The sequence below is a fragment of the Frigoribacterium sp. AC759 genome (genome assembly GCF_979256015.1).
Genome location: NZ_CEEDMT010000017.1, coordinates 17,547 through 42,819, shown reverse-complemented (window position 1 = coordinate 42,819; position 25,273 = coordinate 17,547). Strand labels below are relative to the sequence as shown.

At 73.1% G+C, this 25,273-nt stretch carries 25 protein-coding genes; 14 read left to right on the top strand and 11 right to left on the bottom strand.

Translation table 11 applies throughout. The features are described 5' to 3' along the window. The first annotated feature begins 692 nt into the window (after positions 1–692). Positions 693–1,394: a hypothetical protein gene (locus ACZ6JE_RS11695; protein ID WP_464319038.1), complete on the top strand. Its 702-nt coding sequence runs from the start codon at positions 693–695 to the stop codon at positions 1,392–1,394. A gap of 247 nt (positions 1,395–1,641) precedes the next feature. Here ACZ6JE_RS11695 and ACZ6JE_RS11690 read toward each other — a convergent pair whose 3' ends face one another. The 3 genes from ACZ6JE_RS11690 to ACZ6JE_RS11680 form a co-directional block, all read right to left on the bottom strand. Then, a complete protein-coding gene (locus tag ACZ6JE_RS11690) occupies positions 1,642–3,105 on the bottom strand; it encodes a DHA2 family efflux MFS transporter permease subunit (protein ID WP_192058963.1) in 1,464 nt (487 codons plus the stop codon). A gap of 132 nt (positions 3,106–3,237) precedes the next feature. Continuing rightward, complete coding sequence (locus ACZ6JE_RS11685) at positions 3,238–4,113, bottom strand: ABC transporter permease subunit (RefSeq protein ID WP_243215812.1); 876 nt, start codon at positions 4,111–4,113, stop codon at positions 3,238–3,240. Then, positions 4,110–5,060 (bottom strand): ABC transporter ATP-binding protein, encoded by a 951-nt coding sequence (locus tag ACZ6JE_RS11680; RefSeq protein ID WP_464319037.1) that lies wholly within the window; start codon positions 5,058–5,060, stop codon positions 4,110–4,112. Before ACZ6JE_RS11680 ends, ACZ6JE_RS11685 begins: the two co-directional genes overlap by 4 nt. 182 nt (positions 5,061–5,242) lie before the next feature. Between ACZ6JE_RS11680 and ACZ6JE_RS11675 the strand changes: the two genes are divergently transcribed. Continuing rightward, entirely contained in the window at positions 5,243–5,947 is a 705-nt protein-coding gene (locus ACZ6JE_RS11675) for a DedA family protein (RefSeq protein ID WP_243215814.1), read from the top strand. A 33-nt stretch (positions 5,948–5,980) separates the two neighbouring features. After that, positions 5,981–6,634, top strand: a complete 654-nt coding sequence (locus tag ACZ6JE_RS11670; protein WP_243215815.1) for a histidine phosphatase family protein — start codon at positions 5,981–5,983, stop codon at positions 6,632–6,634. Here the strand turns inward: ACZ6JE_RS11670 and ACZ6JE_RS11665 are convergent. Then, entirely contained in the window at positions 6,631–7,875 is a 1,245-nt protein-coding gene (locus tag ACZ6JE_RS11665; RefSeq protein WP_464319036.1) for an FAD-binding protein, read from the bottom strand. The two genes, ACZ6JE_RS11670 and ACZ6JE_RS11665, sit on opposite strands and share 4 nt — an antisense overlap. 55 nt (positions 7,876–7,930) lie before the next feature. Between ACZ6JE_RS11665 and ACZ6JE_RS11660 the strand changes: the two genes are divergently transcribed. The 4 genes from ACZ6JE_RS11660 to ACZ6JE_RS11645 all read left to right on the top strand — a co-directional run bounded on the left by ACZ6JE_RS11660 (position 7,931) and on the right by ACZ6JE_RS11645 (position 11,079). After that, positions 7,931–8,389 (top strand): MarR family winged helix-turn-helix transcriptional regulator, encoded by a 459-nt coding sequence (locus ACZ6JE_RS11660; protein ID WP_192058953.1) that lies wholly within the window; start codon positions 7,931–7,933, stop codon positions 8,387–8,389. A 258-nt stretch (positions 8,390–8,647) separates the two neighbouring features. Next, positions 8,648–10,048, top strand: coding sequence for a peptidoglycan DD-metalloendopeptidase family protein (locus ACZ6JE_RS11655; protein ID WP_464319035.1), 1,401 nt, complete (start codon positions 8,648–8,650; stop codon positions 10,046–10,048). A 95-nt stretch (positions 10,049–10,143) separates the two neighbouring features. Continuing rightward, entirely contained in the window at positions 10,144–10,662 is a 519-nt protein-coding gene (locus tag ACZ6JE_RS11650) for a GNAT family N-acetyltransferase (RefSeq protein ID WP_243215817.1), read from the top strand. 57 nt (positions 10,663–10,719) lie between these two features. Further along, the gene (locus ACZ6JE_RS11645; protein ID WP_192058949.1) at positions 10,720–11,079 is read left to right on the top strand and encodes a hypothetical protein; all 360 of its coding nucleotides are present in this window, start codon (positions 10,720–10,722) and stop codon (positions 11,077–11,079) included. Between the two features lie 74 nt (positions 11,080–11,153). Here ACZ6JE_RS11645 and ACZ6JE_RS11640 read toward each other — a convergent pair whose 3' ends face one another. The 3 genes from ACZ6JE_RS11640 to ACZ6JE_RS11630 all read right to left on the bottom strand — a co-directional run bounded on the left by ACZ6JE_RS11640 (position 11,154) and on the right by ACZ6JE_RS11630 (position 13,863). Continuing rightward, positions 11,154–11,990: a hypothetical protein gene (locus ACZ6JE_RS11640; protein ID WP_464319034.1), complete on the bottom strand. Its 837-nt coding sequence runs from the start codon at positions 11,988–11,990 to the stop codon at positions 11,154–11,156. A gap of 162 nt (positions 11,991–12,152) precedes the next feature. Further along, the gene (locus ACZ6JE_RS11635) at positions 12,153–12,845 is read right to left on the bottom strand and encodes a PadR family transcriptional regulator (protein ID WP_320477781.1); all 693 of its coding nucleotides are present in this window, start codon (positions 12,843–12,845) and stop codon (positions 12,153–12,155) included. A 151-nt stretch (positions 12,846–12,996) separates the two neighbouring features. Then, entirely contained in the window at positions 12,997–13,863 is an 867-nt protein-coding gene (locus ACZ6JE_RS11630; RefSeq protein WP_371740671.1) for an HpcH/HpaI aldolase/citrate lyase family protein, read from the bottom strand. A gap of 206 nt (positions 13,864–14,069) precedes the next feature. On the opposite strand from ACZ6JE_RS11630, the gene ACZ6JE_RS11625 reads away from it, so the two are divergent. The 3 genes from ACZ6JE_RS11625 (at position 14,070) to ACZ6JE_RS11615 (ending at position 17,629) form a co-directional block, all read left to right on the top strand. Beyond that, complete coding sequence (locus ACZ6JE_RS11625) at positions 14,070–15,506, top strand: YrzE family protein (RefSeq protein WP_464319033.1); 1,437 nt, start codon at positions 14,070–14,072, stop codon at positions 15,504–15,506. Between the two features lie 32 nt (positions 15,507–15,538). Beyond that, the gene (locus tag ACZ6JE_RS11620; RefSeq protein ID WP_192058938.1) at positions 15,539–16,246 is read left to right on the top strand and encodes a hypothetical protein; all 708 of its coding nucleotides are present in this window, start codon (positions 15,539–15,541) and stop codon (positions 16,244–16,246) included. A gap of 105 nt (positions 16,247–16,351) precedes the next feature. Continuing rightward, positions 16,352–17,629, top strand: coding sequence for an Nramp family divalent metal transporter (locus ACZ6JE_RS11615; RefSeq protein ID WP_192058936.1), 1,278 nt, complete (start codon positions 16,352–16,354; stop codon positions 17,627–17,629). 125 nt (positions 17,630–17,754) lie between these two features. On the opposite strand, the gene ACZ6JE_RS11610 is transcribed toward ACZ6JE_RS11615, so the two are convergent. Next, entirely contained in the window at positions 17,755–18,846 is a 1,092-nt protein-coding gene (locus tag ACZ6JE_RS11610) for an alpha/beta fold hydrolase (RefSeq protein WP_464319032.1), read from the bottom strand. Between the two features lie 28 nt (positions 18,847–18,874). Beyond that, positions 18,875–19,408, bottom strand: a complete 534-nt coding sequence (locus ACZ6JE_RS11605; protein WP_464319031.1) for a DUF1990 family protein — start codon at positions 19,406–19,408, stop codon at positions 18,875–18,877. A 48-nt stretch (positions 19,409–19,456) separates the two neighbouring features. On the opposite strand from ACZ6JE_RS11605, the gene ACZ6JE_RS11600 reads away from it, so the two are divergent. Further along, a complete protein-coding gene (locus ACZ6JE_RS11600; protein ID WP_464319030.1) occupies positions 19,457–20,038 on the top strand; it encodes an RBBP9/YdeN family alpha/beta hydrolase in 582 nt (193 codons plus the stop codon). 42 nt (positions 20,039–20,080) lie between these two features. Here ACZ6JE_RS11600 and ACZ6JE_RS11595 read toward each other — a convergent pair whose 3' ends face one another. Continuing rightward, positions 20,081–21,379 carry a M18 family aminopeptidase gene (locus ACZ6JE_RS11595; protein WP_464319029.1) on the bottom strand — a complete coding sequence of 433 codons (1,299 nt, stop codon included), beginning with the start codon at positions 21,377–21,379 and terminating at the stop codon, positions 20,081–20,083. Between the two features lie 106 nt (positions 21,380–21,485). Next, on the bottom strand, positions 21,486–21,905 hold the full coding sequence (locus ACZ6JE_RS11590; RefSeq protein WP_464319028.1) for a hypothetical protein: 420 nt from the start codon (positions 21,903–21,905) through the stop codon (positions 21,486–21,488). 161 nt (positions 21,906–22,066) lie between these two features. Between ACZ6JE_RS11590 and ACZ6JE_RS11585 the strand changes: the two genes are divergently transcribed. The 3 genes from ACZ6JE_RS11585 to ACZ6JE_RS11575 all read left to right on the top strand — a co-directional run bounded on the left by ACZ6JE_RS11585 (position 22,067) and on the right by ACZ6JE_RS11575 (position 25,223). Then, positions 22,067–23,053, top strand: coding sequence for an ABC transporter substrate-binding protein (locus ACZ6JE_RS11585; RefSeq protein WP_464319027.1), 987 nt, complete (start codon positions 22,067–22,069; stop codon positions 23,051–23,053). Between the two features lie 110 nt (positions 23,054–23,163). Continuing rightward, positions 23,164–24,156 (top strand): iron chelate uptake ABC transporter family permease subunit, encoded by a 993-nt coding sequence (locus tag ACZ6JE_RS11580; RefSeq protein ID WP_464319026.1) that lies wholly within the window; start codon positions 23,164–23,166, stop codon positions 24,154–24,156. Positions 24,157–24,254: 98 nt separating this feature from the next. After that, positions 24,255–25,223 carry a FecCD family ABC transporter permease gene (locus tag ACZ6JE_RS11575; protein WP_464319025.1) on the top strand — a complete coding sequence of 323 codons (969 nt, stop codon included), beginning with the start codon at positions 24,255–24,257 and terminating at the stop codon, positions 25,221–25,223. Positions 25,224–25,273: the final 50 nt, after the last annotated feature.

Below are 25,273 nucleotides of genomic sequence, written 5' to 3'. Positions count from 1 at the left end.
TCGACCACGTTCGGCCTTCACCGGGGGATGACGAGACCCGCCGCTGGCAACTCCTGCCTCCCGTCGCCTGCACGGGCCGGAACAGGCGATGCCCCGTGACGTGCTGCAGCGAGCAGGAGTTTCCGACGCCGGCCTCTGGGTCTCGACCCGGGCGGCCGTACCGATGCGCACCTGAACGGTGCGTCCGACACCCGCACTCCGCTCCGGCGGGTGGTCGGCAACTCCTGGCCGCGGTCGTCTCGGCCGGTGCGTTCGCCGGGCGGCTGCCCTCGTGTGCGCAGGAGGCAGGAGTTGCCAGCGTCGGGTCTCGTCATCCCCAGGTGAAGGCCGAACGTGGTCGATCCCTCGTCCCCAGACGGGCCGATTCCCCGTCTCTCCACAGTGCGGAGGTCTTCGGCACGGAGCCGGGCGGGTCTTGGGCACGCTGTGTCGGCATGACCACGATCGCCGAACTCGTCATCTCCGCCGGGGGCCTCCTGCACAAGCGCGACCTGGTGGCTCACGGAGCCACCGACCGGCACCTCACGGCCGCCGTCCGCTCTCCAGGAGTGACACGGCCCCGAAGGGGCTGGTACTCCACCTGGGACCGAACCGATCCGCGATACGTGGCCGTCAGCATCGGCGGGCGACTGACCGGGGCCGCGGCTCTCCACGCGCTGGGTGCCTGGGCGTGGACGCGCCCGCCGATCACCGTGTCCGTGCCCGAGACGGCTTCGCGCCTCCGGCGGCGTCGCGGCATCCGGGTCGTCTGGGACCCGCTCGATCTCAGCGAGAGGGGCACCGCCTGGTCGGTCGACCCCCGTGACGCTCTCGCCAGGGCCGTCGTCGAGGCACGATCACTCGAAGACGCCGTGATCCTCGTGGACTGGGCCCGGCAGGCCGGTGTGGTTCTCGATGACGACGATGCCGCGGAGGTCCTGTCTCGGAAACACGCCGACGCAGCGGGCCTCGTCGCGTGGAGCGAGGGAGGCGCGGAGAGCATTCTCGAGAGCGCCGCCGGCACTCGCCTCAGGTGCGCCGGGCACCATGTGCGCCGTCAGGTGCCCGTCGGACGTTCGCGGAGGATCATCGACATGGTCGTCGACGGGATTATCGGGTTCGAGACGGACGGGCGGCAGCACCACGAGGAGAGGTTCCACGAGGACCGCCTCAAGGACGCCGCGATCGCGCGCGAGGGCCGCATCCCGTTCCGGGCGGGCACGCTGATGGTGCGCGACACGTGGGAGGAGACGGCAGCGGCGATCGATGCTCTGATCTCCACCGCGGGAGGGCCGAGACCCGTTGCACACGTCGGCAACTCCTGCCTGCCGCGAGTCCTCGGGCCGCGGGGGCGCAGACACTGGCGGCTCGCCGTTCCGCGGCGCCGCAGGGAGCAGGAGTTGCCGACGGGGTGAGCGGCGCTGGCAGAGGCGGAGGCGCCGCCGGACGAGCGGCGCGGGGGAGGCGGAGGCGCCGACGGACGAGCGGCGCGGAGGAGGCGGAGGCGGCGACGGGGTGAGCGGCGCTGGGGGAGGCGGGGCGTCGCAGACAGGGCGCGCGCCACGCCCGGCGCCCCGGGCGCCACGCCCGGGGCGCCCGGGCGGGCGCTCCGCCAGGGGCCCGGCGCCCCGTGAGCGAGGCCACGGGGCGCCAGGGGCTGGGCTAGTGCGCGACGGGCGGGGCGTCCTGTGCGGGGCGGCGGACGAAGAACGCTCCGACGACGGCGAACACCGAGATGATCGCTCCGACGAGGAACGCCGCCCGCACGCCAGCGCCGGTCGCGGCGACGTCGACCACGCCACCGCGCGCGGCGGCCGTCGTCGCGAGGGTCATGACCGTGATGAACACCGCCGTCCCGGCTGCGCCGGCCAGCTGCTGCACCGTGCCGACGATCGCACTGCCGTGCGAGTAGAGGTTCGACGGCAACGAGCCGAGCCCCGACGTGAAGAGCGGGGTGAACATCAACGCGAGTCCGATGCTGAGGGCGACGTGCGCGCCGAGGATCATCGGGATCGGGGTCGCCTCCGAGACGGTCGACATGAACCACAGCACGGCGCTGACCAGGATGGTGCCGGGCACCAGCAGGACGGTGGGGCCGTGCTTGTCGAACAGGCGACCGACCACGGGCGACAGCAGCCCCTGCACGAGCCCGCCGGGCAGCAGCAGCAGACCGGTCGACAGCGGGTCGAGGCCGTGCACGTTCTGGAGGTAGATCGGCAGCACGATCAACGTGCCGAACAGGGCGATCATGCCGATGCCGAGCACGGTCGCCGAGATGGTGAAGGTGCGCGACGAGAAGGTGCGCAGGTCGAGCAGGGCGCGGTCGTGGCGCTGCAGCGAACGCTGACGCAGCACGAAGACGACGAGCGCGGCGGCGCCCACGGCGAGCGGCACCCACGCCGGCACGGCCGCCTCGGCGCCCTCGCCGATCGAGCTGAGCCCGAACACGATGCCGCCGAAGGCGAAGGCCGACAGGATCACCGACAGCACGTCGAGCGGCACCTTCTTCGGTGTGGTCACGTTCTTCACGCGGGCCGCTCCGAGCGCCAGCGCGGCGAGCGCGATGGGCAGCACGAGGATGAACATGAAGCGCCACTCGAGCACGCTGAGGATGACGCCCGAGATGGTCGGTCCAATCGCCGGAGCGACCGAGATGACGATCGAGATGTTGCCCATCGTGCGCCCGCGGGTCGCCGGCGGCACGAGGGTGAGCACCGTCGTCATGAGCAGCGGCATCATGATGGCCGTGCCCGAGGCCTGGACGACGCGGCCGAGCAGCAGCACGCCGAACCCGGGTGCGACGGCCGAGATGGCGGTGCCGAGGCTGAACAGGCTCATGGCCGTGATGAACACGGGTCGGGTGTTGAACCGCTGCAGGAGGAACCCGGTGATCGGGATGACGACCGCCATCGTCAGCATGAAGCCGGTGGTCAGCCACTGGCCGGCCGTGACCGTGATGTCGAGGTCGCGGGTGAGGCTCGGCAGGGCCACGCCCATGATCGTCTCGTTCAGGATGACGACGAACGCCGAGACGAGCAGCAGGCCGATGACGAGCTTGTTGCGCGCCGCCGTCCCGTCGTCGTCGAGGGGCTCGGTGGTCGTCGCCGGGGATGTCGCGCTGGTCAAATGGGGCTCCTCGAGGGTGACGGCGGGTGTGCCTGTGCGTCCGAACGCACGAGACGGTCCGGTTCTTCCCGATCCGTGAGGATGGGTCGAACCGGACCGTCCAGAGCGCCGAGGAGGCGCGGTGCGGGTGGGTCAGACGTCGCGGCGCTTGACGAGGGCGAGCCCGGCCGCGAACAGCGCCACGACCCAGCCGACGAGCACGAGCAGCGCCTGCCAGGGCTCGAGGCGGATCGCTCCGTCGACGGCGGGAGCGGTCAGCATCGAGCTGCCGTCGACCACGTACTCGTAGATCCGCGAGGCGGCGGTCGGCGGGATGAACTCGTTGAGCGAGTACACCCAGGTGCCCGAGACGAGGCCCATGGCGATCGAGAACAGGATCGGCACCACGAAGACGACTCCGATGGCCGCAGCGATGGCGCCCGTGCTGTTGCGGATGATCATGCCGAGACCGAACGCGATCATGGCCATGAACGCGACCGAGGCGGCCGCGCCGAGCATCGAGAGCCAGTACTTCCCGTCGGCGAGGTCGAGCTCGATGTCGACGCCGCGCAGCAGGGGCACGGCGAGCAGCGACGTGATGGCGAGGCTGATGGCCGAGACCACGAAGGTGCCGATGGCCACGATGATGAGCTTCGCGATGAGCGCCGGGGTGCGGCGGGGCACGGCGGCGAAGGTCGAGCGGATCATGCCGGTGCCGAACTCGCCTGTGATGATCAGCGCGCCGAGCACGGCGGCGACCAGCTGCGCGAAGGCGACGCCGATGGTGGTGACCGACGCCGCGAGCGACTGCTGCTGCTCGGGCGTGGACTCCATGCCCTCGAAGCCGGAGGCGACGGCGCTGAACAGCGCCCCGAATCCGATGATCAGCACGGCGATGATGGCGAAGCACCACACGGTGGAGCGGAGGCTCCGGAGCTTGATCCACTCGGAGCGCAGGACGCCGCCGAAGGTGACCCCGCCCCCGGCGGAGCGCGGACGGGACTGTCTGGTGGGAGCGCTGGTGCTCATCGCTGGGCCCCTTCGGTGGTGGGGGACGCGGCCGTGGTGGGCGCGCCTCCGGCGTGGTAGTCGACGGAGTCCTGCGTCAGGGTCATGTAGGCGTCTTCGAGCGAGCGGACCAACGGGGTCAGCTCGTGGAGGACGATGCCGGACGAGGCGGCGAGTTCGCCGACGCGCTCGGCGGTGATGCCGCGCAGCTCGACGAGGCCGGGGTCGACGGGGGTGACGGCGACGTCGTGCGTCTGCGCGAGTCGGACGAGGTCGTCGGCCCGCGGGCTGCGGACGCGCACGGCTTCGCCCGAGGCCTGGGCGATGACGTCGCTGACGGGGGAGTCGGCGAGCACGCGGCCCCGGCCGAGGACGATGAGGTGGTCGGCGGTCTGCGCCATCTCGCTCATCAGGTGCGACGAGAGGAACACGGTTCGCCCTTCGCCCGCGAGGTGCCGCGCCAGGGTGCGCACCCAGACGACGCCCTCGGGGTCGAGGCCGTTGACGGGCTCGTCGAGGATGACCGTGGCCGGGTCGCCGAGCAGGGCCGTCGCGATGCCGAGGCGCTGCCCCATGCCGAGCGAGAAGCCGCCGACGCGCTTCTTCGCCACCGATTCGAGACCGGTCAGGGCGATGACCTCCTTGACACGGGATCTGCCGATGCCGTGGGTCGCCGCCATGGCGAGCAGGTGGTCCGCCGCCGAGCGGCCGCTGTGCACGGCCTTGGCGTCGAGCAGCACGCCGACCTCGTGCAGGGGCGCGGTGTGGTCGGCGTAGCGACGGCCGTTGACCGTCACCGAGCCGGCCGTCGGCCGGTCGAGCCCGACGATCATGCGCATCGTGGTCGATTTGCCGGCGCCGTTCGGTCCGAGGAACCCGGTCACGAGACCGGGCCTGACGGTGAACGACACGTCGTCGAGGGCGAGCTTGGCGCCGTACCTCTTGGTCAAGCCATGGGCTTCGATCATCGGTGGGATGTCTCCTCTGTCGCAGGTCGTGGGGCCGCCAGCGGCGGCCTCGTCCAGAGGTCAGCCTAGGAGCCGGCCCTCACGGGCGATATCCCTCGGGCGGACGAGATCGGGCGGGGCGGGAGTCCTCCGAAGGGACGAGGAGGCGCGGTGTCCGGAGGCGCGGACGCTACAGTCCTCCGGTGACCACCGCCTCCCTCCTCGCCTCCGCCCTGCCCGCCGCCTCGGGCGGATTCCTGCTGTTCGACCCCGAGTCGCTGCTGCCCGCGCTCGGGCCGTGGGCCCTCGCCGGGATCTCGATCATGATCTTCATCGAATCGGGGGTGCTGTTCCCGTTCCTGCCCGGCGACTCGCTGCTGTTCACCGCCGGGCTGCTGCACGAGGCCCTGGGCCTGCAGGTCTGGACGATCGCGCTCTGCGCCTTCGTCGCGGCGTTCCTCGGCGACCAGGTGGGGTACCTCCTCGGCAACCGCTTCGGCCGACGCTGGTTCACGCCCGACGCGCGGATCCTCAAGACGGCGCACCTCGAGAAGGCCGAGGCGTTCTTCGCCAAGTACGGCGGCGTCTCGTTGATCCTCGGCCGGTTCGTCCCGATCGTCCGCACCTACGTGCCCCTCGCGGCGGGCACGGCGGGCTACCGCTACCCGAAGTTCCTCCTCTTCAACGTGGTCGGCGCCTTCGTGTGGGCCGTCGGCATGGTGGTGCTCGGCTCGCTGCTCGGCGGCATCCCGCTGATCCGCGACCACGTGGACGTGTGGGCGATCGTGCTCGTGCTGCTCTCGGTGACACCCGTCCTGATCGCCGGGCTGCGGAGCGTGCTGCGGGGCCGCCGCGAGCGCGCCGCCGCCGACGCGGCGGCCGGCGCCACCTCCACAGACCGCCGCTGAGGAGTGTCGGAGGCCCCCTCTAGGGTGGTCGGCATGCGCCTCCTCCTCATCCGCCACGGTCAGACCCCCGACAACGTCGTCGGCCGACTCGGCACCGCCGCACCCGGCCCGGGTCTCACCGACCTCGGTCGACGGCAGGCCGCAGCGGTGCCCGCGGCGCTCGCCGACGAGTCCATCGGCGCCCTCTACGTCAGCACGCTGCGACGCACGCACGAGACGGCGGCACCCCTCGCCGCAGCCCTCGGCCTCGAGCCGATCGAGGTCGCCGGCTTTCGTGAGGTCATCGCGGGCGAGCTCGAGGCGCGCAGCGATCACGACGCCGTGTCGACCTACCTGGGCGCCGTCGTGTCGTGGGTGTCCGGCGATCTCGACCGTCGGCTGCCCGGCTCCGAAGACGGCCATGAGTTCTTCGCCCGCTTCGACGCCGCCGTGGCGGGCGCCGTCGCCTCGGGTCACGAGACGGTCGCGGTGGTCAGCCACGGTGCCGCGATCCGCGGCTGGTGCGGCTCCCGATCGCACGGGTCAGCCGAGTTCGTGGCGCAGCATCCGCTCGAGAACACCGGTGTCGTCGTGCTCGAGGGCGATCCGGCGTCGGGCTGGCGGCTCGTCGCCTGGCAGGGCGCCCCGGTCGGCGGTCCCGAGCTCGACGACGACACCGACGCCGACCCCACCGGCGAGGGCTTCTAGCCCAGCAGTCGGTCCATGTAGGGGCTGCGGAACATGCCACCCGGGTCGACGTCGCGCATCAGCTCGACGAACGAGCCGAACCGCGGATACCGCGAGACGATCGACATGGGCGGTAGAGACGTCAGCTTGCCCCAGTGCGGGCGCGGTGCGAAGGGACGCAGCGCCTCCTCGACCCGCTCGACGAGGGCCGCCACCTCGACGGGGTGCTTCCGCCAGGTGAACGCGATTGCGAGGCTGTCGACCGGGGTGGGGCTCAACCACAGGTCGTCGCCGGCGACCGTGCGGGTCTCGCAGGTGTGCAGGTGCGGGCGGAGGTCGTCTCCGAGCAGCTGGACGGCCCGCAGCGCCGCCGCACCGTCGCCGAGTGCGACGAAGTGCTCGCTCTGCAGCTCGGACCCGTTCGACGGCGTGGCATCGAGGCGGAAGTGGGGCAGCCGGTCGAGCCATGCGCCGACGCTGCCGTCCATCGGCGTCTGCGAGCCGCCCGTCACCTCGGCGTGCTCGTCGACCGGAGCCCGGGAGGCGCCGAAGAGTCGCCGGGGCACCGTCACGTCGTGCGCATCGGCCGGCACCCGGGACTTCACGAGCACCTCGCGGATGCGGTCGTCGAACTCATGGAAGAACGAGACGCTCGCCCCGGCCGACATGACCTCGACGAGGTGGTCGTCGACGCTCGACCAGGGCAGCCCCACGAAGGTGTCCTGCCGCATGCGGTACGACGGCTCGACGTCGAGGGTGATGCGGACCACGACCCCCAGCACCCCCAGGGCGACGACGCTGCCGGCGAACTCCGCGTCGCCCCGCCGAACCGAGCGGATCGCACCGTCGGGGCCCACGATCTCGAGGGCGGCGACCGAGCCGGCGAGGCTCTGCAGCCGACGACCCGAGCCGTGCGTGCCGGTCGAGACGGCGCCGCCGACCGAGATGTGCGGCAACGACCCCATGTTCGCGAGGGCGAGACCCTCGGCCTCGAGCGCCTGCGCCACGGCGCCGTACGTGGCGCCCGCGCCCACGGTCGCCGACCGGCGGTCGGCGGACACGACGAGGTCGAGGGGGAGGGCCGTGGTCGACACGAGCACCCCGGTGCCGTCGGCGACGTCGCTGAACGAGTGGCGGGTGCCGAGGGCGCGGATCCGCGTCGAGCCGGCCACCGCCTCCTGCAGCTCGGCGACCGACTCGGGCCTGACGATGCGCGAGGCGGAGTACGTGAGAGTGCCTGACCAGTTCCGCGTCGTCGCCATGGCCGCAGTCTGCCCGCCCGATCCGAGTCGCGCCCGTGCGGCCTAGGCTCGGACCGTGACCGACCCCGCACCGACCGGCATCGACGACGTCTACGCCGAGCTCGAGCTGGTCTCGCGCCGGGCCGTGGCCCGGGCGCGTCGTCGCAGCTCGCCGCTGACCTTCGTCGAGCACTCGCTGCTCGACGTCATCGCGGCCGAGCCGGGTCGTCGGGCCATCGACCTCGCGGCCGAGTTCTCGCTCAACCGGTCGACGGTGTCGCGGCAGCTCGCGAACCTCGCCGAGCTCGGGCTCATCCAGGGCGACGACGACCGCGAGCCGCGACGAGGGCGCGCGCTGTCGGTCACGCAGGCCGGGCTCTCGCTCCTCGCCCGATCGATCGAGGCCAATCGCGAGGCTCTCGCCGCCCGCCTCGAGGGGTGGGAGGCCGCGGACGTCGCGGCCCTCGCCGAGTCGCTCGGACGCCTCAACTCGGCCTACCGCGACGACGAGCCGAGCGGCCGCCCGACGGTCTGACCCGGCCCGCGCCTCCTGCCCTCCCAGGTGACGCTGCGGGGACACCGCGGGGTACATCTCGTCGAACGGGTGTGACTCGTGTGACTCGTGTGAACGCATGAGACACCCCGATTGGGGACAGGCCGCCCTGCGTCAACATTCATCCCAGGCTTTACCCTTCGGTGGTCTGGCACTTAGGCTGAGCGGGTTCCCCGGACTTCGTGCGGTCGCTTCCTGCCTCCCCGTACCGGTGTCGACTTCGAGATTGGTTCCACCTCCGTGACTTCCCCCGCGTCCGCCTCCCACCTCCGGAGCCTGCCCGCCGCCGTCCTGACGGTGCTGCTCGCCCTGGCGTTCGTGGTCAGCGGGACGGTGATGGGCGCCTCGCCGGCGAAGGCCGCGACGTACCCGAGCTGGGACGACGTCCGAGCCGCGGTCGCGAACGAGAACACCAAGGCCGCTCAGATCCAGGAGCTCCAGTCGCTGCTCGGCCAGCTGCAGAGCGACGCCGCGAACGCCCAGGCCGAGGCCGAGGCGAAGGGCGCCGAGTTCGAAGCTGCCCAGAGCGACGCCGACGAGGCCGCATCGAAGCTCGCCGAGCTTCAGAAGCAGGTCGACGAGCAGAACAGGGTCGCCGACGAGAGCGAGCAGCGGGCCGGCCAGGTCTCGGCCCAGCTCGCCCGCACCGGCGGCGGCGACGTCTCGACCCAGCTGGTCGGCGACTCGGCCGGTGCCGGCGATCTGCTCTACCGCCTCGGCGCGATGAGCAAGATCACCGAGCAGGCCGACGGCATCCGCGAGCAGGCGGTCACCGACCGCAACGTGGCCGCGTCGCTGAGCGATCAGGCCGCCGTCGCCGAGAAGGCGCTGGTCGGTCTGCGGAACGACGCCGAGAGCTCCATGCAGGAGGCGCAGGCCGCGTCGGACGCCGCCCTCGCCGCCGTCACCGCGCAGCAGGAGAACGAGGCGACCCTGCAGGCCCAGCTCGCCGTGCTGCAAGACACCACCGCCAAGACCCAGCAGGACTACGAGGCCGGCGTCGAGGCCGAGCGCCAGCGTCTGGCCGCCGAGAAGAAGGCCCGCGAAGAGGAGGCCGCCCGGGTCGCCGCCGAGCTGCAGCGTCAGCAGCAGCAGGCTGCCGCCGCAGCGGCCGAGGCCGCTCGAGCCGCTCAGGCCGCAGCAGCCGCCCGCCCGAGCGCCCCGACCCCGTCGGCCCCGGCGCCGAGCCGACCCTCGACCCCGGCCCCCTCGACCGGTGGCGGTGGCGGTGGCGGCTGGGTCCGCCCGAGCGGCGGCTACATGTCGAGCCCCTACGGCTATCGCATCAACCCGGTCACCGGCGTCTACAAGCTGCACGACGGCGTCGACCTGGCACCGGGCTGCTCGACCCCGATCTACGCCGCGTCGTCGGGCACCGTGAGCTACGCCGGCTACTACGGCGGGTACGGCAACTACGTCCGCATCAGCCACGGCGGCGGCGTCAGCACCGCCTACGGACACATCGTCAACGGCGGCATCCGAGTCGCGAACGGCCAGTCGGTCGCCGCCGGTCAGCTGATCGCCCTCGTCGGCTCCACCGGCAACTCGACCGGCTGCCACCTGCACTTCGAGACGCGCATCAACGGCGGCTCGACCGACCCGGTGCCGTTCATGTCGGCACGAGGCGTCAGCCTGCGCTAGTCGCCGCTCGCGGGCTCGACCCGCGCCTCCTCGCGGACTCGACCCGCGCCTCCTCGGCGGCACGGAGGAGGCGCGAGAAGGAGGAGAATCGTCGGGTGACGAACGCACCCCGCACCGAGCTCCCTCCCCTCCACCTCGAACGCGTCGACTACGACGACCCCCGCGCCCGCGAGCTCCGCGCCCGCATGGACGCCGAGATGACGGCCGTCTACTCGGTCGGCCGCGACCCCCACGAGCCCGCCGAGAAGGCCGCGGCCCGTGACGCCGCACTGACGGTCCACCCCGAGAACGTCCGAGCGACCGTGCTGGTCGTGGCCGACGACGGAGAGGCCGTCGGGCACGCCGTTCTCTATGACCGCGACGGCGAATGGGAGGTCAAGAGGGTCATCGTCGACGGCGCCCGTCGTGGCCGGGGCATCGGTCGGCTCATCATGGCCGAGCTCGACTCGATCGGCCGCGCCGCCGGGGCTCGACGGCTCATCCTGCAGACGGGCGACCGTCAGCCCGACGCCGTCGCGCTCTACGAGAAGGTCGGCTGGACTCCGATCCCGACCTACGAGCCCTACATCACGACCATCCCGACGTCGATCTGCTTCGAGCGGGTGCTCGCCTGAGCGCCGACCGCCTCACGGGTGCTGCGTCGCGGTCGTCGGTCGCTTAAGGTGGGTGCCGTGATCACGCGACGAGACGCCGCCCTGCAACTCGACATCCCGCTCGAGATGGCCAAGCGGCACGGCATCCCCGCCCGGTTGACCGTCGATGAGCTGGTCGAGCTCGAGAAGTCGCCGCCAGCCTGGCTCGTGCAGTCGCGTGCCAACCGCACCGGCAAGCCGGTCTGGGTCGACCTCGCCTGCGTCGTCTGCGGGTTCCACGAGGCCGCCCGGCCCAAGAAGTGGTGGCCCGACTACACCTGGCTCAGCTGCGACGACCACGGCGTCGACGAGCTCCCCGACCCTCAGCCCGGGCTCGCCCGTCGCGAGGTCGCCGGCGTCGGCAGCCGGTTCGTCGCGATCGTCGACGAGCGCCCGTAGCGACGGGGCCGACGGGGCCGACGGGATCGACGGGGTCGGGTCCGTCGCCGGGCCGCCGGGCCGCCGGGTCGCTGTCAGCCCGAGTACGTCACCGATGCGGGCGCGTCGAGACCCGCCAGCAGGTGCACGTAGGCCTGCCGCACGTCGTCGGCGAGCAGCTGCCGGTGGATGTGCTGATCGTGCCAGTGCCGGAGGTCGTCGGGTGAGACGTCGTCGACATGGTCGGCGACGAGATAGCTGAACGCGTAGGGTTCGCCGTCGTCGTCGAGGGTGCGGCGATAGCCGAGTCGCTCGCCCTCGACGGCGTCGACGAAGACCTCCCACCCCGGGTCGGCCCCGTCGGGCAGTGCGACGTCGACCCGCGGGTGCGCCGAACGGGCGTCGGGCACGGCGACCCGCGTGCCGAGGACGGCTCCGACCACCGGCCCGTCGGGGACCCCTGCAGGAGGCGCGCTCCGGTCGCTGCCGGACGCCACGTCGGTCACGGCCCGCTCCACGGCCGCCTCGAGCGCGCCGTCGAGCAGCTGCAGGCGCGCTGCCGCGCCGCGCAGCCAGCTCTCGAGAGCCGCCCGCTCGTCGGCGGAGAACGGCGAGTCGTCGAACGAGTGCACCGAGAAGTCCGCCGCGGCGACAGTCCACTCCCAGCTGAGCAGCACGCGGGTCAGCGCGGCGGGGTGCGGCAGCACGGCGAGGGTGCCCCGCCGCAGCCCCGGCGCCCAGTGCAGTTCGGGTTCGGGCAGCAGCCGCCGGACGTCGGCCGCCGCGGCCGCCGACGATTCGGGGACGACGAAGTCGATGCGGACCTCACGCCACGGGCTGGCGAGACTCGGCGCGACGTCGTCGTCTCGCCGCACGGTGACCGCCTGCGACATGTCGTCGGGCAGGGGCGGGCGCGGGGTCGAGTCGGTCACGGCGCGAGATTCTGGCACGGCACCTTGCGCGCCCGCCGAGAGCCCGTGCCCCGAGAGCCCGCACCGCGACCCCCGCGCCCCGCGGGCTCGCACCGCTACCCCGTGCCCCGAGAGCCCGTGCCGCGAGGGCTCGCGCCCGCCGCCGAGGAGGCGCGGCGCGGGTCAGTCGGCCAGGATCGCGTAGAGCGCGCGCCGGGTCTCGTCCAGCTTGGCGGTGGCGGCGACGCGCTGCGCCTCGCTGCCGTCGTGGTGGAACTGCTTCACGACGCCCATCAGCTTCATCAGGCTGGTCTGGAACTCGCGGTCGGAGTCGCTGGCGTCGTCTGCCGTCGCCGCCCAGGCCTTCTCGATCTCGGCGGAGTGCTCGGCGACGTGGGCGCGGCCGGCGTCGGTGAGGCTGAAGACGCTCTTCGACGCGGCCTCGTCCGAGACGATCAGCTCTTCGTCGACGAGCTGCTGCAGCGTCGGGTAGACGGACCCGGGGCTCGGCTTCCAGGCGCCGTCGGTGCGCTCGGCGATCGCCTTGATCAGGCCGTAGCCGTTCGACGGGGCGTCGGCGAGCAGCGACAGGATGGCGAGGCGCACGTCACCGCGGCGGGCACGGCCACGCCCGCCGCGACCCGGGCCGAAGCCGGGTCCGCCGAACCCGGGTCCGCCGAAGCCGGGGCCGCCGGGGCCGAAGCCGCCGAAGCCCTGGCCGGGGCGGAAGCCGCGCCCGAAGGGCCGACCGAAGCGACCCCGGCCGCCGGAGCCGTGGCCGAACGGGTCGGAGCCGGACGTCGCGCCGCGCTCGTCGGAGTCATGGTGGTGGCGACGAGGGTCGCCGTCGTTCTCGAAGATGGTGTCGGTACCCATGGGGTACTCCTCTCGGGGATGTGGTCTGCTCGTGACAACGTGTCGCGATGCGTCAAAGATATGTCGCCGACTATCGTCTGTCAAGCGTCCGGACAGACAGAAGGAGGCGCGCCCGGGTGGGTGCGCCTCCTTCTGTCTGTGGATCTGCGGGTCAGCTCGAGGGCAGCACGCCGAACGCCGAGGCCAGCTTCTCGATCTTCTGCGCGCGACCCAGGCGGGGCAGGTCGCTGCCGTCGCGGATGACGCGGCCGCGGCTCTCGAAGTCGGCCAGGAAGTCCTGCGCCCAGGCGACGTCCGACGGCGTGGGGCTGATGACCTCGTTGATGACGGGCAGCTGCTCGACGTCGAGGCAGAGCTTGCCGGTCATGCCGAGGGCGACGGCGACCGACGACTGCTCGCGCAGCACCGGGTGGCTGCTGCCGACGGTCGGACCGTCGATCGGGCCGGGCAGACCGCCGATGCGGCTGGCGACCACGAGGCGCGATCGGGGGTAGGCCATCGCCAGGTCGTCAGCGCTGGTGCCGGTGTCGCGGCGGTAGTCGCCGCTGCCGAACGCGAGGCGGTAGGCGCCGCGGGCCTTCGCGATCGCGGGGCTCTCCTCGATGCCGAGGGCGGACTCGACGAGCGCCAGCACGGGGAGCGAGCCGCCGAGCCGGTCGAAGGTCTCGGTGACGTCCTCCGGGGCCTCGGTCTTCGCGAGCATCACGCCCTGCAGACCCGGGAGTCCGAGCAGCGCGTCGACGTCGTCCGACCAGAACTCGGTGGAGTGGTCGTTGATGCGGACCCAGGCCCTGCCGCCGTCGCGCAGCCACGACACCACGTCGGCCCGGGCGGCGGGCTTGCGGGCCGGGTCGACGGCGTCCTCGATGTCGAGCACGATCTGGTCGGCGCGCGAGGCGGCCGCGGAGTCGAAGCGGTCGGGCGCCGTGCCCGGCACCAGCAGCCAGGAACGGGCGATGTCGGGGTTCGGCCGGCGGCGCGCCGCACGGTCGGACGACCCGGGGGTCTGCGTGGGGATGGCCCCCGTCGGAGTGCTGTCGGCGGTGTCGGTCATGACGTCCTCGTCTTCGGTTCGCTCGTCGGTCGGCACCACGCTACCGGTCGCCCCGGTGCGGAGTCCTCCCTCGGTCGGGCGGGCCTCCCGGCCTCGGGAGCCCGCGGGGCGTACCGTTCAGGAGGATCACAGGGCCCGGACCACGGGCTACGACGTACGAGGAGCCTGACATGACGGACGCACGCACTCCCGGGAGCGACCGCCCCGACCACGACCGAGACGCCGACGAGACGACACCGCGCGAGCCCGCGGTCGCCCCGGAGGACCGCCGAGACGAGTCGGACGGCGCCTACGACGACCGCGGGGCGTCCGCACCGGCCGACGCGCCCGCCGTCGACTTCGGCGCCCCGGCGTTCCCGGCGACCGCCCCCGCCGACGCTTCGGAGGCCGGCGCGCCCGTGCCCTCGAACGACCCGTTCGCCGCGCCGGTGGCCGCCGACCGCGGCGGCAGCGACCGTGACGTCCGCGATGGCAGCGACCGTGACGTCCGCGACCGCGACGGTGACGTCCGCGATGGCGACCGTGACGGCAGCGCCCGCGACGGCGAGACCGAGGTCATCGAGCCCGTCCCCGCCGACGCACGCGACGACGACGGCACCCGCGACACCCGCGACGCCGACGCGCCGACCGCGGCCGTGCCGCCGATGGTCGCCCCCACGGCTCCGCCCGCACGCGCCTGGTCCGCCACGAGCGGTGACGACAACCAGCGCCGCACGCTGCACGACGACGAGGCCCTCCGGGCCGCCGAGGCCTCGCGCGGCGACCACGGCGACGCGAGCGACCGCGACCGCACCGTGGGCGACGACCGCACCGACCGCACCGACCGCGACGGAGACGCCCCCACCGTGGTCGCGCCGATCGCGTCCGACCCGACCCGCGCCTCCTCGGCTGCGGAGCACGGCTCGCGTTCGCGTGACGACGCCCCCACCGTCGCCGGCCCGACTCAGGGTTCCGCCTCGTACCCGGCTCAGCCCGGCACGGGCTCGTACCCGCTCGTCGCCGACGGCGGGATCAACCACGTGGCCGTCCGTCGCGATCTGCTCACGCAGCAGAAGGAGGAGTTCAGCGGCATCCGCTTCGGCGCCGGTCTGCTCGGCTGGTTCGCCGCCACGGGCTTCGGCTTCGTCATCATGGCGATCTACGGAGGCATCGTCGGCGCCTGGGTCGCCGCATCGGCCGACGGCTCGTCGAACGCCTTCACCGGCATGCAGCGGTTCGCCACCGACAACGGCGACGTGCTGTCGATCGTGACCGCGGTCGTCGTGCTCGCCGTCGTGTTCTTCGGCTACCTGATCGGCGGGTTCACCGCCTCGCGTGTCGCCCGCTTCTCGGGCTTCAAGCAGGGTCTGGCCACCTGGCTCTGGGGTGTCGTCGTGGGGCTGATCCTCGCGGTCGTCGCCTACGTGTCGCTCGGCGCGGACTTCTCGTCGCTGGGCGGCGCGACCGCAGCGGACGGCGCGACGGACGCCTCGGCCATGTCGATCGAGTCGATCGTGTTCATCGGCCTCGTCGTGGTGCTGAGCTTCGTCGGCGCCGTGCTCGGCGGCCTGCTCGGGCAGCGCTGGCACCGCAAGGTCGACCGTTTCATCCCGTCCGACCAGGTGTGATTAGCTCGACCCGACCGAACGAAGGAACCACCATGCGCCTCACCTCACGCCCGTCACTCGTCCGCACCGTCCTCGGTGTCGCCGTCGCCGGCGGCCTCGCCCTCTCGCTGACGGCGTGCTACTCGACGTCGGACTCCGAGAGCAACAACACGGCCCCGATCCACCGCGAGAACCCCGAGCTGCCCGAATCGGAGGCCACCCCGCTGGCCGTCGTGCCCGATCTGAGCGGCGGCGTCGACACGCAGGTCGCCGTCGACGAGAGCTTCACCAGCGCGCTCACGCTGCTCGGTCTCACGCCGGCCCCCGTCGGCGACGCGACCTTCGCCGACGGCGCGTTCTCGTTCCCGATCACGGGCGGCAACGTCTCGTACTACGACCCCGAGGGCGAGGTGCGGCCGTACGTGCAGGGCGACATCCAGCACGACGGCTCGGGCATCAGCCTCAGCTCGGGCGACACGGTCGTCGAGCTGACGAACTTCGACATCGACCCCGGTGCCTCGAAGCTCTACGGCGACGTCTCGGTCAACGGCGAGCCGGCCGCCGGGCACGCCTACCTCTTCAACCTCTGGGGCGGCACGCTCGAGCCGCTGCGCACCGAGGGCACCGACGCCGTCCTCGAGGGCACGACGGTCCACGTCAGCTCCGAGGCGGCCGAGCTGCTGAACACCACGTTCGAGACGGACCTGGTGCCCGACGAGCTGCTCGTCGGCGTCGCGACGATCACCGTCGCCACGCAGTAGGTCCTCACCGCACGGACGCACGAGTGATGCCCGGGTCTCGACCCGGGCATTTCTCTGTGCCGAGAGTGAAAGTTCGGGTCACCGAACTTTGTGTAGGGTCGTCGTATGGCGACAGATGACGCACGACCGACGGACACCGAGGAGGCGCGGGTCGACGACCGCCGCGCCCCCGCCCACCCGAGACCCCGCGGTGTACTGCTCGGCCCGGCCTTCATCGCCGCGATCGCGTACGTCGACCCCGGCAACGTCGCGGCCAACCTGACGGCGGGTGCCCAGTACGGCTACCTGCTGCTCTGGGTGCTCGTCGCGGCGAACGCGATGGCCGTGCTCGTGCAGTACCTGTCGGCGAAGCTCGGCATCGTCACCGGGCAGTCGCTGCCCGAGGTGATGGGTCGGCGCCTGCCGCGCAAGCGCCGCCTGGCCTACTGGGGCCAGGCCGAGCTGGTGGCCGCGGCGACCGACGTCGCCGAGGTGATCGGCGGGGCCCTCGCGCTGCAGCTGCTCTTCGGGGTGCCGCTGGTGCTCGGTGGCGTCATCACCGGCGTCGTGTCGCTCGGCATCCTGATGCTGACCCGCTACCGCGGCGGTCACGTCTTCCAGACGATCATCATCGGTCTGCTGGCCGTGCTGACGATCGGCTTCTGCGCGGGTCTGCTCTTCGCGCCGCCGTCGGCCGGCGGCATGCTCGCGGGCATCGTGCCCCGCTTCGACGACGCGCAGTCGGTGCTGCTGGCGGCGTCGATGCTCGGCGCGACGGTCATGCCCCACGCCGTGTACCTGCACTCGGCGCTGGTCCGCGACCACCACGGGGACGTCGCCGTGGGCGCCGACCGTCGGCGGGTGCTGAAGGCCACCCGGTGGGACGTCGTGCTCGCCCTCCTCGTCGCCGGAGGGGTGAACATCGCGATGCTCGTGCTCGCGGCCTCGACGTTGCAGGGGCGGACCGGCACCGACACCATCCCGGGCGCCCATGCGGCGATCACCGAGGCGCTCGGCCCGCTGGTCGGGGTGCTGTTCGGAGTCGGGCTGCTCGCCTCGGGGCTCGCCTCGACGTCGGTCGGGTCGATGGCGGGCGCCGAGATCATGCGCGGTCTGCTGAAGATCCGCATCCCGCTGTTCGTGCGGCGGGTCGTCACGCTGGTGCCGGCGCTCGTCCTGCTCGCGACCGGGATCAGCCCGACGTGGCTGCTGGTGCTGAGTCAGGTCGTGCTGAGCTTCGGCATCGCGTTCGCGCTGGTGCCGCTCGTCCGGGCGACCAGCGACGCGTCGCTGATGGGCGAGAGCCGCAACGTGCTGGGCATCCGCATCGCGGCGTGGATCGCGGTCGGCGTGGTCGTCGCGCTCAACCTCGCGCTCATCTGGCTGACGGTGACCGGGGCCTGAGCCGCGGACGCCGCGGGCCGGGCAGGCGCGGGTCGGGGAGGCGCGGGTCGGGGAGTCACGACACGCCGCGCGTCGCGCGGGGGCGCGGCGTGTCGTGACTCATCGACCGAACGGGCCGCGGAGGCTCAGGCGGGGTCGATGTGGGGGCCGTCGTCGGGTGCGACCCCGGCCGCCGCCTTCTCGGCCTGGCGCCGATCGAAGGCGGCCTGCATCGACTCGGCGTGGTCGGTCTTGGCCGCGGCCAGGGCCTCGTCGTCGCCCTTCAGCGTCGCGACGGTCGCCCGCAGCCGCGCCCCGACGGCCTTGGCGAAGTCGCTCGGGCTGGGGCTGAAGTCGTCGCTCTCGTCGCCGTCGCTCGCATCGTCGTAGTGGTGCAGCTGCTCGCCCTCATCGGTGTCGATGGGCTGCTGAGCGTGCTCGACGCAGAGCTTCGCGACCTCCTCGGCGTGGGCGTGCATGACCGAATGCGCCGCGCCGGGCATCTCCCAGAGTCGTGACGACGGCAGCAGCTCGCCCACCCGTCGCACCCAGTCGCGGGGGGCCACGGCGTCGAACTCGCCGCGGATCACGAGGGTGTCGGCCCGCACCTCCGGCAGGTGGTCCTCGATCGGGTACGTCATCATCTTCGGCAGGATCCGTGAGAACCACCGCACCCCGCAGAGCACGTAGGCGCTGACGGCCAGGAACTTCACGCGCCCCGGCTCGTGCCAGGCGGCCCGCGCGAACCGCAGCGCCTGGGTCACGACGCGGCGTTCGGCGAGGTTGATCACCGGGCCGATCAGCACGAGGGTCGAGAGGTCGGGGCGTCGGGCGGCCAGGTCGGTGACGATCTGGGTGCCCATCGAGTGGCCGACCAGGACGGGGTCGTCGAGCCCGAGGCCGTCGATGGCGGCGCCGACCAGGTCGGCGTACTCGCGGATCGTCAGGGCGTGCCCCGGGTGCGCCACGCCGGCGAAGCCGGGCAGATCGAGCGCGTGCACGGGGCCGAACTCGTTCAGGTTCGGCGCGAGACGCTCGAAGTAGTCGGACGACACCCCGATGCCGGGCACCAGCACGAAGGGCCGCTCGCCCGACTGGCCGATGGTGTTGACGCGCACGTACAGGTCGCCGCTGCGGATCCGTTCGACCCTGACGGTCGTGTCGACCCCCGACGCACGGGCGGCGTCGCGTGCGGCGGCGCGCCTGGGGGAGCCGGCATGGCGGCGTCGGGCGGTCATCGACACAGTGTGGCACGAGCCCGGCGGCTCAGGCGCGGGCGACGACCGGGTCGAGGGCGCGCAGGTTGCGGCGCAGGATGAGCGACAGGGCCAGGGCTCCGAGCGGGCCGGCCGCGCGCATCCACCAGGCGGCGGGGCGCCAGACGACGCGGATGTCGAGGGTGACCGTGCCGTCGGGGTGCCGTCGCACGACGTAGCTCTCGAAGCCGCGCTGCGGGTGGCCGACGAGCGCGGCGTGGACGAATCCGATCTCGGCGGGCGAGTCGACGACGTCGATCACGCGGCAGGCCACCGCGGGGCGGAGGGGGCCGAGGGTCACCGCCCACATGCTCGAGACCCCCGGTGCGACCCGTGCGGGCACGTCGAGCGGCACGAAGCCCGAGCCGCGGTGCACCTCGAAGCGCAGCACGGCGTCGCCGGCGGATCGGAACACGGCGTCGCCGCGGCCGATCACCCGCGATCGACGCGTGACCCGGAACCCGTGAGGCGGCGGGGCGTCGAAGCCGACCGGGTCGTCGACGGTCAAAGCCTCGCCGAATCCGCGGGCCGCGTATGACGTCATGGGTCGAGCCTGCCACGACGAGTCGCGTCGACGGGGGAGGATCGACGCGTGACCGCTTCCTATCTCGTGCTGCACGGCTGGCAGAACCACCGGCCGGCGGATCACTGGCAGCAGCGGCTGGCCGACGAGCTGACCGCGCGCGGCCTCGTGGTCCGCTATCCGCAGCTGCCCGACGCCGACGATCCCGACCTCGCAGTCTGGGAGGAGAGCGTGCGCGCCGAGCTCGCCGCCCTGCCCCAGGGCCCGGTCACCGTGATCTGCCACAGCCTCGCGTCCGTGCTCTGGCTGCGTCTGCAGACCGGCGACGCGCCTCCTCGGGTGGACCGCGTCGCGCTGGTGTCGCCGCCGTCGCCCGAGCTCGTGGCGGGCCAGAGCATCCGCGCGTTCGTCGCCGGCGAGGCCTTCGACGGGCGGCTCCTGCCCGCGGGTGCCGCCGAGGCGGTGGTGGTGGCGGGCGACGACGACGAGTGGCTGCCGCTCGGTCTGCAGGACACGTGGGAGGCGCGGGTCGACGCCCCGCTCCACCTCGTGCCCCGAGGCGGTCACCTCACCCCCGACTCGGGGTTCGGGCCCTGGCCCGAGATGCTCGCCTGGGCGCTCGGCACCCCCGCCGAGGACGCGTTCGCCTGAGCCGACCGTCGGGGGTCCGCCGACGCGAGCGCCCTCAGGGGCTTAGGCGACGGGGGCGAGGAACGCCGCGGCGGCGCGCGACAGGTACCCGGGGTCGTCAGCGCCGCACAGCTCGCGGGCCGAGTGCATGCCGAGCAGCGGCACCCCGACGTCGATGGTGCGGATGCCCAGCCGCGTCGCCGTGATGGGCCCGATAGTCGAGCCGCAGGGGACGGCATTGCTCGACACGAACTCCTGGAACGGCACCCCGGCCTGGTCGCACGCCCTCGACCACTCGGCGGCCCCGAGCCCGTCGGTCGCATATCGCTGGTTGGCGTTGATCTTCAGCAGCGGACCGCCGTTCACGATCGGCTGGTTGGCGGGGTCGTGGCGCTCGGGGTAGTTCGGGTGCACGGCGTGACCGGCGTCGGCGCTGAGGCACCACGACGCCGCGAGGGCGCGCCGGTGATCCGTGGCGGTCGCTCCGAGGCCGTCCGAGACGCGGGCCAGCACATCCTCGAGCATCGGACCCGCGGCGCCCGAGGGCGTCGCCGAACCGACCTCCTCGTGGTCGAAGGCGGCGAAGACGGCGACGTGATCGAGTTCCGCACCCGCGCCTCCTGCGCTCGCCGCGGTCTCGATCAGGGCGACGAGCCCGGCGTGGGTCGACGTGAGGTTGTCCATGCGGCCGGCCGCGAAGAGCTCGCCGTCGAGACCGAGACGTGCAGGAGGCGCGGTGTCGGCCACGACCACGTCGTACCCGGTCACGTCGGCGGGCGCCAGACCCGCCAACGCCGCCAGATGGCCGAGGACGTCGGCCTCGTCGAGCGGGCCGGCCCCGACGACGGGGTTCAGGTGGCGCTGGGGGTCGAGCTTCAGGCCCTCGGCGTTGACACCGCGATCGAGGTGCACGGCGAGCTGCGGGAACCTCAGCAGCGGGCCGGTCCGCACGAGGCGCGTCTCGCCGGTGCGGGTGACGAGGCGCCCCGCGAACTCGAGGTCGCGGTCGAGCCACGAGTTGAACAGCGGCCCGCCGTAGACCTCGACGCCGGCCTGCAGCCAGCCGCGCGTGCCGGTCGTCGGCTTCGGCTTGAGCTTGAATCCAGGGGAGTCGGTGTGCGCGCCGACCACGCGGAACGGCGTGGTCGCGCCCGCTCCGGTCGGCTCGATCCAGGCGACGACGGCGCCGTCGCGCACGATGTAGCGGGCACCCGGGCCGGTCGGCCAGGCGTCGGTCTCGACGAGTCGGGTGAAGCCGGCCTCGTCGAGACGCCGGGCGGCCTCCGCCGCGGCGTGGAACGACGAGGGGGAGGCGGTGATGAAACGGGCGAGATCGTCGAGGTGAGGGCGTGAAGAAGTCATCGAAACCAGCATGCACCACCCGGTCGCCCGCGAGACCCCACGAAGTCGTGGAGACCCCGGTGCGCGCGCCGGGGTCTCGGTGACTCCGTGGGGTCTCGCCGCGGGGTCAGCGGCCGCCGCTGCCGCCGCGGTTCGCGCCGATGTCACCGCGGTGGGCGCCGGCCTCGGGGTCGTCGGAGCGGACATCCGCCGCGAGGGCGGCGTCCTGCTCGCCCGAGAGCCCGGCCGGGCTCGCCGCGACGTAGTCCTCCTCGCCCGAGAGCGTGCCGCCGAGAGGCTGGGCGACGTCGCCGTCGGGGGTCGCCTCGTCGCCGGTCGCGGGCGCCCCCTGGGTGTCGGTGTCGGTGTCGGCGGTGCCGTCGCGGTCGCCATCGTCGGTGCCGTCGCGGTCGCTCGCGTCGGGGCTGCCGTCGCCCTGGCTGGCGCGGTAGGTCTCGACGGCGGCCGCCTCGAGGGTCGCCTGATCCACGGCGGCGCGCTCGTCGTCGGGTCGTGCGGCGTTCGGGCCGTCGGTGCTCTCGCTCATGGGGGTCCTCTCGTGCTGGGTGCGGTCGACGCTAGGCGCTCGCCGCCGACGGCGCCCCGACGCCCAGTTGTGTTAGGTAAGGCTTACCTACTATGGTCGTCCCCGTTCCAGCCGGTCCCGACCCGGCTCCCCCTCTCGTCAGACGATCGAAGGCTCTCCCCGTGGTTCTCCCTCGCCCCTCCTCCCCGTCGATCTCCCCGTCCGGGCGGTCCCCGATGCTCATCCGCCTCGCGTCCGCATCGGTCGCCGTCGCCCTCTCGGTCGCGTTGTCCGCCTGCACGACCGGTGTCGGCTCCGCCGCCGACGGCTCCGAGGCCGACGCGTCCTCGTCGTCGTCCGCCCGGACGGTCGCGCACGCCCGCGGCGAGACGGCCGTCCCAGCCGCGCCGCAGCGCGTGGTCGTGCTCGAACCCGTCGCCCTCGACACCACCATCGCGCTCGGCATCGTGCCCGTCGGTGCCGCGGTGCTCAACGAAGCGGCCGGTGTGCCGGCCTACCTGGGCGACGAGGCGGCGTCGATCGAGACGGTCGGCACCGTCACCGAGCCCGACGTCGAGAAGATCGCCTCGCTCGCCCCCGATCTCGTGATCGGCACCGAGTCGCGCCACTCGGCGCTCTACGACCAGCTCAGCGCGGTCGCGCCGACGGTCTTCCTGGCCTCGCAGGCCGACCCCTGGAAGGACAACGTGGATCTCGTGGGCGAGGCGCTCGGCCGGGCCGACGAGGCGACGGCGCTGCTGGCCGACTACCAGACGCGCTGCGACGAGATCGCCTCCGAGTTCGACGTCTCGGGCACGGCGCAGCTGATCAGGCCCCGCGACGGCCTGCTGACCCTCTACGGCCCCGAGTCGTTCGCCGGCAGCACCCTCGAGTGCGTGGGCTTCGAGACTCCCGAGCGCGACTGGGAGGACTCGATCTCGGTCGACCTCTCACCCGAGAAGGTGCTCGACGCGACGGCCGACCAGGTCTTCGTCACGACCACCGACGTCTCCGACGAGTCGACGACGCCCGAGGCGATCAGCGACAACCCCTCGGCGTTCCCCGAGCTGCACCTCGTCGACCAGTCGTACTGGATCACCGGGGTCGGTCCGCTCGGCGGTCTGGCCGTGCTCGACGACATCGAGGGCGTCCTGAGCCGCACCCGGTGACGCGCCTCCCCGACGATCGCCGCCCGGCTGGGCGCCGCCCGGCTGAGCGCCGCCTGGCTGAGCGCCGCCTGGCTGAGCGCCGCCCGGCGGAGCGACCGCAGGCGAGGCGGATGAGGGTCGGCGTCGGGATCGCCGTCGCCGTCGTCGCGCTGCTGGTCGCCGCCCTGCTGTCGCTCGCGCTCGGCGCCAACGCGCTGAGCCCGCGGCTCGTGCTCGACACCCTCGCCGGGGGCGGCACTGACGAGTCCCGCTTCGTCGTGATCGAGCAGCGGCTGCCGCGCACGCTGGTCGGTGCGGTGGTCGGCGTCGGGCTGGGCGGAGCCGGGGCCCTGATGCAGGCGCTGACCCGGAACCCGCTGGCCGACCCGGGCATCCTCGGTGTCAATGCGGGCGCCGCGGCCGCGGTGGCCGTCGCCGTCGTCTTCTTCGGCGTCGTCGAGATCGGTCAGTACGTCTGGTTCGCCTTCGGCGGGGCGCTCGTGCTGACCGCCGTGGTCTCCGTGCTCGGGTCGGCGGGCCGGGGCCGCGCCGACCCCGTCCGGCTGACGCTCGCCGGTCTCGCGGTCGGGGCGGTGCTCTCGGGCGTCACCACGGGGCTGACGTTGACGAACCCGGATGCGTTCGAGCGCCTCCTCGGCTGGTCGGCCGGGAGTCTCGTCGGTCGCGGTCTCGACGGGCTCGCCTCGGTCGCGCCCCTCGTCGCCCTCGGCGCGATCCTCGCCCTCGTCGTCGCGCCCGCCCTGAACGCGGTCGCGCTCGGCGACGACACCGCGGTGAGTCAGGGGGTGCACCTCGCGCGCACGCGCCTCCTCTCGCTCGCCGCCATCACCCTGCTGGCCGGCACGGCCACGGCGCTCGCCGGCCCGATCTCGTTCGTCGGCCTGATGATCCCGCACGTGGTGCGCTGGGGGATCGGCGTCGACCACCGCCGCATCGTCGTCGGCTCGATGCTGGTCGCGCCCGTGCTCGTGCTCGTGTCGGACGTCGTCGGACGGGTGCTCGTGTCGCCGTCCGAGATGCCGGTCGGGATCGTCACCGCGTTCGTCGGAGCGCCCGTGCTCGTCGTGCTGGTGCGGCGCCGACGCGGGGCCACGGCGCTGTGAGCGGGACGTCGCGGCGCGAGGAGGCGGCCGGTGCCGCCGGCGCCGCCGGTGCCGACCGTCCAGCCGGCGGGCGGCCCGGCCCCGGGCGGCATCGTGTCGTGGCGGTCTCGGTCTCGCTCGTCGCCGCCGCGCTCGCCCTGGCCGTCGTCGGGTCGATGTCGGGCGACTTCGCCGTCTCTCTGCCCGACGTGCTCGGCATCGTCACCGGGTCGACAGAGGGTCTGCCTCGCACGATCGTGCTCGAGTGGCGGCTGCCGCGCATCGCGGCCGCCGCGGTGGTGGGGATCGCGCTCGGGGTCGCCGGCGGGCTGTTCCAGACCGTGACCCGGAATCCCCTCGCGAGCCCCGACATCATGGGTCTGTCGAACGGCGCGTTCGTCGGGATGCTCGGCGCGCTGATCGTCGTCGGGCCGTCGTGGGAGTCGCGAACCCTCGGAGCTCTGATCGGCGGTCTCGTGACGGCCCTGCTGATCGCCCTGCTCTCGAGCGGGACGTCGGCCGGCGGGTTCCGGTTCATCGTGGTGGGCATCGCGGTGTCGTCGATGGCGGCGTCGCTCGGCACCTGGCTGCTGCTGCAGGTCGAGCTCGACACGGCGCTGTTCGCGTCGGCGTGGGGTGCCGGCACGCTGGCGGGCGTGGAGGCGACGGGGGTCGGGGCGGCGGGCGTGCTCGTGGTGCTCCTCCTGCTCGTTGTGCCGGTGCTGTCTCCGGGGCTCCGGCAGCTGGGCATCGGAGACGATCTCGCCGCGGTGACGGGGGTGCGGGTCGAACGGCTGCGCGCCTCCTCGCTGGTGATCGGCGTCGCGCTGGTCTGCGTGGCCACGACCGTCTCCGGTCCGGTCGCGTTCGTCGCCCTGGCCGCCCCGCAGATCGCGAGGCGTCTCACGCGCACGGCGAAGGTGCCGCTGGTCGCGTCGGCGCTGACCGGTGCCGTCGTCCTGCTCGGCTCGGACCTGATCGCGCAGCACGTGCTGCCGGTCACGGTGCCGGTCGGCGTCGTGACGGTCGTCGTCGGCGGCTGCTACCTCGTCTGGCTGCTGTCGCGGGAGCTCAGGAGGCGCGGGTGAGCCTCGCGGGGATCTGACCGGGGGGCTGACCGGGGACCATCGACACAGGG